The sequence below is a fragment of the Brucella tritici genome (genome assembly GCF_008932295.1).
In the GTDB taxonomy this organism is placed as follows: domain Bacteria; phylum Pseudomonadota; class Alphaproteobacteria; order Rhizobiales; family Rhizobiaceae; genus Brucella; species Brucella tritici.
Window position 1 is genome coordinate 49,402 of record NZ_WBWA01000002.1, and the last position, 11,377, is coordinate 60,778.

Below are 11,377 nucleotides of genomic sequence, written 5' to 3' on the forward strand. Positions count from 1 at the left end.
AATTATGTCGAACATTTACATCATGGAGGCTGCGAACCTTTTCGTCGGCGACCACGATCCGAAGAACTCGAAATTCCTCACTCTTGATGAGTTGAAGCTCCCCGACTTGCAGGAGACGCTTGTCGATCACACTCCCGGCGGTGGCAAGGTTGGCGTCGAGTTCGCCGTCGGCGTCCAAAAGCTTGAGCCAACGTTCAAACTCAAGGGTTGGGACGCGCCTCTCCTGCGTGACTTCGGCCTCGGAACGACAAAGCGGAAGGTTTTCACTGCCTACGGCGTCGTTCGAGACAAGAAGACGGGCGACGCACTGGAAGCAAAAGCAATCATGGAAGGACGTCTTTCCAAGGTTGCCCCCGAAGCCTTCAAGCGCGGCGAAACGATGGGACACGATTATTCCATCAATGAGGTGCTGCACTACGAGGTTTTCTTCGACGGCAAGGAAGAATTCTATTGGGACTTCTTCACGAACACGCTTCGGCAAGGTGGCGTCGATCCCGATCCGGACTTCAATAACATCCTCCGTATCAGCAACGGCGGTTAACCGCCGAATAGCTTCCCTCCCCGGCCCGCTCTCATGCGGGCCCTTTTTCTGTTTCAGGTTCCCAAATGACAAAGCACACGCTTCAATACCCGATCGAAATCAACGGCTCGACCGTGTCGTCGGTTACGATCCGCAGGCCGAAGGGCGGCGACATGGTCGTTATCGGTGACGACGTCGCTCACCTGATGCGCTTCTATTCGTCGAACGCGAAAGCCGCGCAAGAAATCAACACCGCTCAAGTCGCAGCGGAGCTTTCCGGTTCCGAGCCTGATTTCGACAAGATCGCATCGAAGATGACGCCGCCAGACAGCCGCGTCTATACGGCAATGGTTGCCATCGTCGGCCGTTTGACAGGGATCGGTGAAGCCGCCGAGGAACTGGACGTCGCCGACCTTCAAGATATCGCTGCGAAGGCGCTCAACACGGGGGAAGCTCCGGGGCGTGGGGCGGCGACGAATGGCGTCGAGCAATAGCTCTCGTTGCCAACGCTACCAACACGCCCCTGACGTTCTTTCTCGACCTGCCCGTCGGTGAACTGCTCGACTGGCTTGAAACTGCATCGAAACTACCCCCGAGGCGTATCTAAATGGCAAATCTTACTTCCGTTCTCACGGTTCGGCTGATCGATGCCGTTGCCGGTCCCGCTCGCGCGACCGCGAACTCAATTCGGGGCATCGGCAATGCCGTTGACAACACGAACGCGCGCCGCCTCGCCATTGGCGGGGCAGTCAGTACGATGGTTTCCGACGTTGGCAAGCAAACGCAAATCCTAAAGCGGAACCTTCACAGCATGACCACCGGGCTTTCAATGCCCGCTGGTTTCTTGACGTTCTTTGGCGCGCGCGCCGTTTATGACTTCGAAAAGACGTCGAACGCTCTGCAAGCTGTTACCGACATAACGGATGAACAGCGCAAATCTATTCAAAGCTACGCGAAGGAACTCAACGAGCTTTTTCCGGCCACGAATTCCGAAATCATGAAAGGTGCTTACGAACTCGGCCGAGCCGGGTTCAAGTATGACCAGATCATGGGTTCCATGAAGGGCATGCTTAACCTCGCGCTGGCTGGCGACATTGCGATCAAGGAAAGCTCCGATATCGCCACCAATATTCTGACCGCGATGCGCCTACCAATGAAGACGGTCGAGCAAGCTTCGGACAGCCTGACCCGCGTCAATGACGCCCTCGCCTATTCCGCTTCGAATTCGAACACTGACGTTCGAATGATGGGCGAAACATTCAAGTACGTCGGCCCGATGGCCGCCGCTGCGGGAATGTCAATTGAACAGGTTGCGGCCGCATCTATGGTCATGGCCCGTAACGGCATCCGAGCAAGCGAAGCCGGCGTCGCAATGCGATCCGCACTCGTCCGCATGGTCCGGCCGACGAAGCCGATGCTCCAAGCGCTAAGCCGCATGAACATCGATATTGATAAGTTCGTGAAAGGCGGCCGCCAGATTAGCGCGCAGGACGTCATATCGTCGCTTGCCGTCGACGGCATTGATGCGAGCTCGTTCTCGAAACAGATCGAGCAGGTTCTCAATGACCCGAGCCTTAATCAGTCATTGAGTAAGCTATCGGCCAAGCTTGCCGAAATCATCGGTGGCGACGGCACGGCCGTCGACAAGTCGAAGCTTGCCGAAACGATTACGGACGTTCTTACGGCCGCGGGTTCGGAAGTGGACTTTTTCGGCTTCATCCGCGCGCTTCGCGAAAAGGGTGCCGACCTTGGCGACATTGCCCGCATATTTGACGCTCGACAGGGTTCACGACTGATTACGCTTCTTGCGGGCGATCTCGATAAGGCCTTGTCCGACGTCGAGAAGAATTCGAAGGGCGCGACCGACCGCATGGCTAAAACGATGATGAAAGGCATCGTCGGGGATTGGGCCGAGTTCGAAGCGTCGGTCGAAAATCTATTTGTATCGATAGCGGAAAGTGGCGTCCTGAAAACCGCGTCCGAAGCTTTCAAGCTCGCCGCTGACGGGTTGAAGTCTCTCGCACAGTCGAACCCGAAGCTCCTCGAATTCGGAACTTACGCCCTCATGATTGCGGGTGTACTCGGGCCAATTGCCATCGTCGGCGGAGGCGTGATTTCATTCTTCACGTCCCTTCTCGCTATGCTCTTGCTCGTGACGAAGATCGGTCGTGGTGCGCTTGGGGTAGCCGGCGCTGCGATGGGTATCTCGGGGGCCGCTGGCGCAACCGGGGCTGGAGCGGCCGCCGCAGGCGCGGCGGCGGGCGCTGGCGCAGCGTCGAAGGGAAGCTCGCTTCTTGGAAAGGCTGCCAAGGGTGCCGGTATCATCGGCACGGCTTGGACGATAAAGGAAGTGCTCGACGCCGTGGACCCCGAGGGCAACCTTTGGGGCCTTACGAGCGGTATCGACGCGTGGATCGAAAGCAAGACCGGCATCAACCCGTCAAAGGTTGGCGGAAGCCAGCGTGTAGGGCCGGAAGCCACACCGGAAGAAGGCCGGGCGCATGACATTTCCGAATGGCAAGCACGCCAAGCGGAGATTGATGCCCGGCTTGCGCAAATCGAGAAAAACACTCACCCGGCAATGCGCGACATGCCGAACATCGAGCGGGACAACTTGCAGGCCGAGCGCTCAATGCTCGATCAGCAAATCAATGCGGCAATACCGCAGTCGCAACCTGCCGAGGCTGCGGCGGCCGCTAAACAAACGATGGACGGATACAACGCCGCACTATCGACCGAACTTTCGGCCGCCGAGGCGCAGATTGACGCGTTCATGGCGCGCATCAAACAGAAAATGGCGACGACCCTTAGCCCGGTGATTTCACCGCGCCTTGATACGTCGTCAATCTCGGGGCTTCACGCTGATATAGGGGTTGAATGATGCTTTTCCTTCTCGGCGCATTGTCATTCGAGATTTGGCCGCTCAATCCGACTGGCACCGATAGCGAGAACGGCGGCGACTATGTCGAGAAACCAGTAATGGGCCGACGCCCCCCACTGGAATTTGTCGGCGAAGCTACAGAGAGTTTTTCGTTCTCGGCCGTGCTGTTCCCTGAAAAACTTGGCGGCCTTGAAAAGCTCGACCAGCTTCACGCCATCCGAAAGAGCGGTATTCCTCAATACCTCATGCGAGGAGACGGAAAGCCGCTCGGTTGGTTCGGTGTAACGGCCGTAAAGGAGCAAGGGACGTATCTTTCGGCGAAGGGTGTCGGACAGCAAATCAACGTCGAAATTAGTTTGCTGCGGGGCGACCCTCCGCAAGACGCTGACTATTTCGCATCGGTTATAGGGATGCTGGAATGAGTTACCAAGGCAGCGCAGAAATGATCGTCGTCCAAGGGGAAGCTATCACGCTTCCCCTTCTTGTTTGGCGGCGATTTAAACGGCAACCCACCGGCTTTGTTGAGCGTGTTCTTGACTTGAACTCCGGCATTGCAGACCTCGGCCCCTTCCTCCCGGTCGGAACCGAAATTCTGTTTCCGATCGATGCGCCAGAATTGCAGACGAAGGACCGAGACACCGTTCATCTTTGGGATTGATCGCATGGCGACGAGCAAAAAAACCGAGTGCGTTGTCATTGTGGACGGACGCGACATTTCGAGCGCCCTTATGCCCCGGCTTCTCAATCTGAATATCTCGGATAAAGCCGGCGCTTCGAGTGACACGGTCCGCATCGACCTCGACGATGCGGACGGGAAAATCCTCCTCCCGAGTGAAGGGGTTACTATCTCTGTGTCGCTTGGCTCCGGCGGGAAAGGTGCAGGCGTTGCTTTTCGTGGCGTAGTCGACGAGGTTCGTTCAAAGGGATCGCGGAGCGAGGGCCGCGTTCTGTCGATAAGCGGAAAAGGCTTCGACGCACAAGGAAAACCGAAACAACAGCAAGAAAAGCATTGGGACGAAAAGAAACTCGGCGACGTGTTTGCCGAGGCGGCGAAGCTCGGAGGGATCGAAAACGTTCGCGTCGACGAGGAGCTTGCATCGATCATGCGGCCTTATTGGGCGATGCAATCGGAAAGCTTCATTCATTTTGGCGAACGTCTCGCGCGCGAAGTCGGCGGCACATTCAAAATCTCGAATGACGTCGCGATCCTTGCCAAGCGCAACGGAGGCAAGTCGGCCAGTGGTAAGCCGCTCGCGATTATTAATGCCGCATACGGGGACAACCTGATCGCATGGGATATAGCGCCCGTTACCGGCCGGCCTCGATACTCCAAAACAAAAACGCGTTGGTACGATGCCAAAACCGCCACGTGGAAATCGGAAGAAGTTGAGATTGAGGACGAAAAGGCCAAGGCCGAGTTTATGAGCCGGTACCCGGCCGGGGATGCAGCCGAAGCAAAGCGACTGTCAGAAAGCAGAAAAACGGACAGCGAGCGCGCCAAGGGCGAAGGTTCGATCACCATCGACGGCAATGCCGAAGCCCAACCCGAGGGAACCGTCAATCTAAGCGGTTCGCGCCCCGGGATCGATGGAACGTATCGCATCGACACCGTCAATCATGACTTTTCCCGCTCGACTGGTTGGGTAACGCGCCTCGACGTCAAGCAACCGCAAGGCGACGCGGGGACAGACAAGCGAAAGTCTTCAAACAAAAGCCGCACCGGAGGAAGGACGGCCGCCCGGCCGCCTTCTTCGTCGAACGCCGAACAGGCTGGAACGCCTTCCCTGTCAGGCAACCCCGGCACCAATATCGCTTAAGCGCCGCCCCGGCGGCATTCACCGAAAGGAAATCGCATGACTACCGTGCTGACTATTCAGCGGCGGTTGGCTTCGCTCGGCTATAATCCGGGCGCGGCTGACGGCCTGATCGGGCCTAAAACGCTCTCCGCTATCGATGCGGCGCTTACGGCATTGGAGGGCAAAGGGAGCGCGCAACCAAGCCCCGCGGTTCGGTTCCTGCCGGAAGAATGGCTCCCATGGGCGCAGATGCAACGTGTCATCGTCCATTGGACCGCCGGGGCAAACAAGGCGAGCGCGGTCGATAAGGCTCACTATCATGTGCTTATCGAAGGCGACGGCACTCCGGTGAAGGGCGATCCGTCGATCGCTGCAAACCAAGCGCCGGTATCGTCCGGTTATGCCGCTCACACGTTGAATTGCAATAGCGGCTCGATTGGCCTGTCGCTCTGCGGCATGGCCGGTGCGGTCGAGAAGCCGTTCAACGCTGGCAAATATCCAATCACCCGGGCGCAATGGGAGGCGGCAATAAAGGCCGTTGCCGACCTATGCCGCCGCTACTCGATCCCGGTCACCCCGTCGACCGTGCTTTCGCACGCCGAAGTGCAGCGCACGCTTGGCATCCAACAGCGGGGGAAATGGGACATTGCGATCTTGCCGTTTGAGCCTTCGCTCAACACGGCCGCTAAGGTCGGCGACGCATTCCGCGCCGCCGTCAAAACCATCCTCTAACCGAAGGAGAATTCGGAATGAGATTTTTTTCTATGATCGGCGTGGCAGTGTGCGCGGTTGCGGCTCTTGCCCTCGCGCTCCCGGCCGTTGCGACGGCCGAGGCCGCTTCGTCACCGCCGGGCTTTTTTGAAAGCGTGAACCCGCTTCTCTTTAACCTCGTGTCGGCTGCGATCGCCGTCGGCGTGGGCTACGCGATCAAGCGGTTTACCGATTGGACCGGGATCGCAATCGAGGCGAAGCATCGCGAGGCGCTTCAATCGGCTCTCGAAAACGCCGCTCGGCTCGCTATCGGGCATCTGGAAAGCAAGCTGGTTGGCAAACCTGTCGACCGAAGTAATCCGGCCCTCTTGGCTGCGACAAAATACGTTCGGCAATCGGTTCCCGATGCGGTCGGCTTCTTCAAGCTGACGGACGATAAGATTACCGACCTTATCAGTCCTAAACTCATTCCGAAGGCATAGCGCCAATGACTGCGACCCTTCTCGGCATTCTCACGGGGGCGGCTGCAATAGCCGCCCTTTTCTACAAGGCGTTTTCTGCGGGCAAACGGGTGCAATCCGCCGAAGACTTAAGGGGCAAGGCGGATAGCTATGAAAAGGAAATCGAAAGGATTGGTCGCGCTGCCGATGCTCGCGCTTCTGCCGAGCGTAATGCTCGCGGCGGGATGCTCGATGACGAATGGACTAGGGATTAAGCAAGATGTGGATACGGACGCAGTTTGCGCAGTCTGGTTGCCGATCTCGTCGAGCAAGAGCGACACGGCCCAAACGAGGATCGAGATTAAGGGCAACAATGCCGCCCGGAAAGAATGGTGCAATGTCGCTTCATGAATTCTTGACGAGCCTCGGCCTCAATCCGAACTTCATCGTTGCGGGCACTGCCGGCGGCTTCCTGCGGGCGCTATCCCGAAAGCAATTCAAAATCCGCGAAGTCGTGTTCTCGCCGATTTGCGGCGCACTTGCAGCCGCTTATCTAACCGAGCCGATCATCCATTACGCCCGCATGATGAATTGGCCTATGCCGACCGACGGCGCTCCCGAGGCGACGAACAACGCTGCGGCCTTCATTGTCGGCGTCATAGCAATGTGGATTACCGACATTCTGGCCGACCGCCTTTTGCGCTTTGTAAAATCGCGAGACAAAGAATAGTAAAAGCCCCGCTCGGTTAATCGCCGAGCGGGGCTTTTTTTGTTTTCCGGCTTTATCAGGCGTAAAACCGGCCGATCCTATGCGAAATCCGTTGTTTTTGGTGTGGTAGCGTATGGGGAGTTCGAACAGAACGGGCCTCCGCTACCATCGCTCTCCCTCTCCAGACATTTGTGCCATATTCGCATAGCTTGACCGGCTATCCGTGCGCTTTATGTTGTGCGCATCATTATTTAACGTCGGCACGTTCATGCAGATCATCGCTCTTGATCATGTTCAACTGGCAATGCCTGAAGGTCAGGAGCAGAAAGCACGCGATTTTTATGGCTCGATCCTCGGCTTTGCGGAAGTTCCAAAGCCTGAGAACCTGGCCGCGCGCGGCGGTTGCTGGTTTGAGAATGGAGCAATCAGGCTTCATCTGGGCGTCGAGCACCCCTTCACGCCCGCACGTAAGGCACATCCTGCATTTCTGGTCGCCGACTTGCACGAAATGATTGCGCATCTGACGCGCGCAGGCATCGAAACTATCGTGGATGAGCCACTGCAAGGTTATGAGCGTTGCTACATCCACGACCCATTCGGCAACCGTATCGAATTGATGCAGAAGATAGCCTGACGGCAATAGCCATCAGGCTATAAGTTTTAATTCGCTGCGGCAGCGATGATACGGCATAGTCCGTCGCGTACCACCGACTTGCTGGTCGCCTGCCCCGCCTGAATACTGAAGATCGCGTCGACACGAGTGCCCTTGCCCTGCGCCCGTGCAGTGACGCGCAAGGTTTGAATACGGCCTGATCCGGTCGTTTCCTGAAAAGCGTCTATGGAAGCGAGTTGCTTGTTGATCTTGATGCCCGAAAACCCTTCGGCTGCGACGGCTTGCGCCAGACGCTGCAAGGCTGTCGATGATTTCACACCGGCAAAGCTTTGTGTCGAGCGATAGCTAATCGCAGTGACGAGCGGAACACCCTCGGACTTGAAATTCTGTTCGCACGAAGCGGCAAAGCCTGCTCCGGTTGTCGCCAGGGTCAACAGACCCGCAAGCAGAAACACCCGCATTCATCTCTCCCTCAACTATATTAGACATTTAGACTATTAAATCGTGGCAGCGGTTTCGCCAACGGGAAGTTGATGGCCATGCGGCAACACTTCACTGGATTGTAGCCGGTGCAGCGGCTATATCCGGCTCAGAGTCCGCTTTCCCGCGCAACGACATCAAACAGCGATCATGACCGTTCTCATCAATCAGCCTCATCCGTCCATCGATCCGGCCTCCATTGAAAAGCTGGTGGCCACTTTCTACGGACGCGCACGCGAGGATGAAGTCATCGGGCCGATCTTTGCCGATGCAGTTCACGACTGGGATCATCACATCGCGCAGATCGCTGCATTCTGGTCGTCGGTTATCCTCAAGACCGGCAATTATGATGGGCGCCCCATGGCGCCGCATCTCAAGCTGGGGCTGAAGAACGAACATTTCGATCGCTGGCTCGACCTTTTCGAGAAAACCGCGCGGGAAATATTCCCTCCGGAAGCCGCAATCATTTTCATTGATCGGGCTCGACGCATTGCCGACAGTTTTGAAATGGCAATCGCCACCAACACGGGCCGGATTTCCGCACCACGGCATTCACGCCGTCCGCTTTAACCAAGGTCGCACGCAACCCCTGCGCGCAATGCAACATATCTTGTCATCGAATATTTAACTATATAAGCACGTCCACAGAATAGGCGGACTGTAGTTCAGTCACGTCAACAGAAAATAAAGGCTTGTGGGAGCACAAAAGGCCAAACGCACGCTGGTGTGTTTGCGATATCACTAATATTCGCAACATATCACTTGCATAAAGGGGCAGAATTTCGAACAGTCACCACAGCTTTTTTGAAAGCTCGATAGATCGTGTATCGCGTCAACCCAGACGCGAAGCTTCGACTTGAGCGGATATGCAGGGAGTTAAACTATGAATGAATCCATTCGCGAACTTTTGGCCAAGGTCGGCGGACTGCCGGGCGAGGTGACGGACATTGCCGACGACGCTGATCTTTACAGCGCAGGCCTGTCTTCCTTTGCCTCGGTACAGCTCATGCTCGGTCTGGAAGACAAGTTCGACATCGAATTTCCGGACCAGTATCTCAATCGCAAATCTTTCGCGAGCATCAAGGCCATCGAACAGACGGTCACCCAGATTCTCAAGGACAAAGAGGCTGCATAATGAATGCCGGGGCGGGGAACAGTCTTTCAGAGCGCGTGGGCCGCGTTGCGGCCATAGCGGGTAAATTTTCCGATAGCGTCGATAAGGAAGGCCGCTTCCCGCGTGAAGCTATCGATGCGATGAAGGCCGAGGGCCTGCTTGGCATTCAGGTGCCGAGCGAGTTCGGCGGAGAGAGCGCGGAAATCGACCAGGTTGCGGAATTGTGCTGCGTTCTTGGCCAGTCCTGTGCGTCGAGCGCAATGATTTTCGCTATGCATCACATCAAGCTTTCGAGCCTGGTGGAACACGGCCAGACGGTCGAATGGCACCGGGATTTCATGCGCAAGGTCGCAAAAGACCAGCTTCTGCTTGCTTCGGCTACGACCGAAGGTGGCATTGGCGGCGATCTGCGCAACTCGATCTGCGCTATCGAGGTCGAAGGTAATATCTGCCGTCTGGAAAAGAATGCCACCGTCATTTCCTATGGCTCTCACGCGGATGCCATTCTGATCACATCGCGCTCCCACAAGGATGCCGCGTCGTCGGATCAGGTGATGACCGTGTTCCTGAAAGACCAGTACACGCTCGAAAAGACCCATGACTGGGACACGCTCGGCATGCGCGGCACCTGCTCGGAAGGCTTTGTGTTCCGTGGTGAAGCGGACAAGGTGCAGATTCTGCCACATCCCTTTGCTGAAATCGCAGCGCAATCCATGCTGGCGCAGTCGCATACGCTGTGGAGCTCGCTCTGGTATGGCATCGCCGTCGATGCGGTCAACCGGGCGCAGGCATTCGTGCGCGCCGCCGCAAAGCGCAATCCGGGCGCGCCGCAGCCGGGCGCCCTGCGCGTGGCTGAAGCATCGAACATGCTGCAGATGCTGAAGTCCGAAATCGTCGCCTGCCTCAAGACCTATCGCGAAGCGAAGCACGATCCGGACAAGCTGGCCTCCATGGGCTTTGCGATTGCAATGAACAATCTCAAGATTGCCGCGTCACAGACGATCCTTCAGATCATCAATCACGCCATGCTGGTCTGCGGCATCATGGGCTACAAGAACGGTACGCCTTTCAGCCTTGGCCGCCATTTGCGTGACGCGCATTCCGCGCAGCTGATGATTTCAAACGAGCGCATCCTCGGCAATACGGCCACCATGCTGCTCATTCACAAACAGAACACCAGCCTTTTGGGATAATTGCCATGGATGCTCAGAGATCATTTCTAGACCGGCTTTTCGATTCCGGTCTCCTGATCGACACCGGCGTGGAAGGTCTTTACGGACGCTCCGGCCAGTTCGAAGATGTCATACAGGCATTTGAACGCCTGATCGACCGCACCGGAGGCAATGACGGCGCCGAAGCGATCCGCTTCCCCCCCGGCATGAACCGCGCTTTTTTCGAAAAAAGCGGCTATATGAAAAGCTTTCCGCAGCTCGCTGGCACGGTGCACAGCTTCTGCGGCTGCGAGCTTGACCACGTCAATCTCATCAAATGCATGGATGAAGGCACGGACTGGACGCTGGAGCAGAAGGCGACGGACATCGTGCTGACGCCTGCGGCCTGTTATCCGCTCTATCCGACAGTCGCCAAGCGCGGACCGCTGCCGCAGGGCGGCGGACTCTACGACCTGCAATCCTATTGCTTCCGCCATGAACCGTCGGTCGACCCTGCGCGCCAGCAGCTTTTCCGCATGCGTGAATATGTGCGCATGGGCACGGAAGCCGATGTGATGTCGTTCCGCCAGCTCTGGATCGACCGTGGCACGGAAATGATGAAGAAGGTCGAACTGCCGGTCGAGATCGACGTCGCCAACGACCCGTTCTTCGGACGTGCTGGCAAGTTGCTGGTCAACAACCAGCGCGACCAGAACCTGAAATTCGAACTGCTGATCCCGATCACCAGCGTCGAAAAGCCAACCGCCTGCATGAGCTTCAACTATCATCAGGACCAGTTCGGCGTGAAGTGGGGGCTCTCGCTTGATGACGGTGCCGTGGCACACACGGCTTGCGTCGGGTTCGGGCTGGAACGTATCGCGCTGGCGCTCTTCCATCATCACGGTCTGGATGTTGAAATCTGGCCGGAAAACGTACGCAAGGAATTGTGGGGCTGATCGCGA

The 11,377-nt window shown here is 57.0% G+C and carries 16 protein-coding genes; 15 read left to right on the plus strand and 1 reads right to left on the minus strand.

What is annotated here, in order from left to right; translation table 11 throughout:
* Positions 1–4 precede the first annotated feature (4 nt).
* From F9K91_RS02410 to F9K91_RS02460, 11 genes are all read left to right on the plus strand, one after another.
* On the plus strand, positions 5–541 hold the full coding sequence (locus tag F9K91_RS02410; RefSeq protein ID WP_138785357.1) for a phage major tail tube protein: 537 nt from the start codon (positions 5–7) through the stop codon (positions 539–541).
* A 65-nt stretch (positions 542–606) separates the two neighbouring features.
* Positions 607–1,014 (plus strand): phage tail assembly protein, encoded by a 408-nt coding sequence (locus F9K91_RS02415; protein WP_151677117.1) that lies wholly within the window; start codon positions 607–609, stop codon positions 1,012–1,014.
* A 113-nt stretch (positions 1,015–1,127) separates the two neighbouring features.
* The gene (locus F9K91_RS02420; RefSeq protein WP_151677118.1) at positions 1,128–3,401 is read left to right on the plus strand and encodes a phage tail tape measure protein; all 2,274 of its coding nucleotides are present in this window, start codon (positions 1,128–1,130) and stop codon (positions 3,399–3,401) included.
* Positions 3,398–3,823 (plus strand): phage tail protein, encoded by a 426-nt coding sequence (locus F9K91_RS02425; RefSeq protein ID WP_235912741.1) that lies wholly within the window; start codon positions 3,398–3,400, stop codon positions 3,821–3,823. Before F9K91_RS02420 ends, F9K91_RS02425 begins: the two co-directional genes overlap by 4 nt.
* The gene (locus tag F9K91_RS02430) at positions 3,820–4,059 is read left to right on the plus strand and encodes a tail protein X (RefSeq protein WP_151677119.1); all 240 of its coding nucleotides are present in this window, start codon (positions 3,820–3,822) and stop codon (positions 4,057–4,059) included. The genes F9K91_RS02425 and F9K91_RS02430 overlap by 4 nt, the downstream gene beginning before the upstream one ends.
* A gap of 4 nt (positions 4,060–4,063) precedes the next feature.
* Entirely contained in the window at positions 4,064–5,218 is a 1,155-nt protein-coding gene (locus F9K91_RS02435; protein ID WP_167522166.1) for a phage late control D family protein, read from the plus strand.
* A 36-nt stretch (positions 5,219–5,254) separates the two neighbouring features.
* A complete protein-coding gene (locus F9K91_RS02440) occupies positions 5,255–5,929 on the plus strand; it encodes a peptidoglycan recognition protein family protein (RefSeq protein ID WP_151677121.1) in 675 nt (224 codons plus the stop codon).
* A 17-nt stretch (positions 5,930–5,946) separates the two neighbouring features.
* Entirely contained in the window at positions 5,947–6,390 is a 444-nt protein-coding gene (locus tag F9K91_RS02445) for a hypothetical protein (protein ID WP_138785364.1), read from the plus strand.
* Positions 6,391–6,395: 5 nt separating this feature from the next.
* Positions 6,396–6,623: a hypothetical protein gene (locus F9K91_RS02450; RefSeq protein ID WP_063881995.1), complete on the plus strand. Its 228-nt coding sequence runs from the start codon at positions 6,396–6,398 to the stop codon at positions 6,621–6,623.
* A 122-nt stretch (positions 6,624–6,745) separates the two neighbouring features.
* Positions 6,746–7,078 (plus strand): hypothetical protein, encoded by a 333-nt coding sequence (locus tag F9K91_RS02455; protein WP_063881994.1) that lies wholly within the window; start codon positions 6,746–6,748, stop codon positions 7,076–7,078.
* A gap of 247 nt (positions 7,079–7,325) precedes the next feature.
* Positions 7,326–7,691: a VOC family protein gene (locus tag F9K91_RS02460; RefSeq protein ID WP_151652567.1), complete on the plus strand. Its 366-nt coding sequence runs from the start codon at positions 7,326–7,328 to the stop codon at positions 7,689–7,691.
* 26 nt (positions 7,692–7,717) lie between these two features.
* On the opposite strand, the gene F9K91_RS02465 is transcribed toward F9K91_RS02460, so the two are convergent.
* Positions 7,718–8,131: a hypothetical protein gene (locus F9K91_RS02465; protein WP_061345857.1), complete on the minus strand. Its 414-nt coding sequence runs from the start codon at positions 8,129–8,131 to the stop codon at positions 7,718–7,720.
* A 169-nt stretch (positions 8,132–8,300) separates the two neighbouring features.
* Here F9K91_RS02465 and F9K91_RS02470 point away from each other — a divergent pair, with 169 nt between their 5' ends.
* The 4 genes from F9K91_RS02470 to F9K91_RS02485 all read left to right on the plus strand — a co-directional run bounded on the left by F9K91_RS02470 (position 8,301) and on the right by F9K91_RS02485 (position 11,371).
* Positions 8,301–8,720 (plus strand): group III truncated hemoglobin, encoded by a 420-nt coding sequence (locus tag F9K91_RS02470; protein WP_061345856.1) that lies wholly within the window; start codon positions 8,301–8,303, stop codon positions 8,718–8,720.
* A 313-nt stretch (positions 8,721–9,033) separates the two neighbouring features.
* On the plus strand, positions 9,034–9,285 hold the full coding sequence (locus F9K91_RS02475) for an acyl carrier protein (RefSeq protein ID WP_151652568.1): 252 nt from the start codon (positions 9,034–9,036) through the stop codon (positions 9,283–9,285).
* Positions 9,285–10,457, plus strand: coding sequence for an acyl-CoA dehydrogenase family protein (locus F9K91_RS02480; protein WP_151652569.1), 1,173 nt, complete (start codon positions 9,285–9,287; stop codon positions 10,455–10,457). The genes F9K91_RS02475 and F9K91_RS02480 overlap by 1 nt, the downstream gene beginning before the upstream one ends.
* Before the next feature lie 5 nt (positions 10,458–10,462).
* Positions 10,463–11,371, plus strand: coding sequence for an amino acid--[acyl-carrier-protein] ligase (locus F9K91_RS02485; RefSeq protein ID WP_071633097.1), 909 nt, complete (start codon positions 10,463–10,465; stop codon positions 11,369–11,371).
* Positions 11,372–11,377 lie beyond the last annotated feature (6 nt).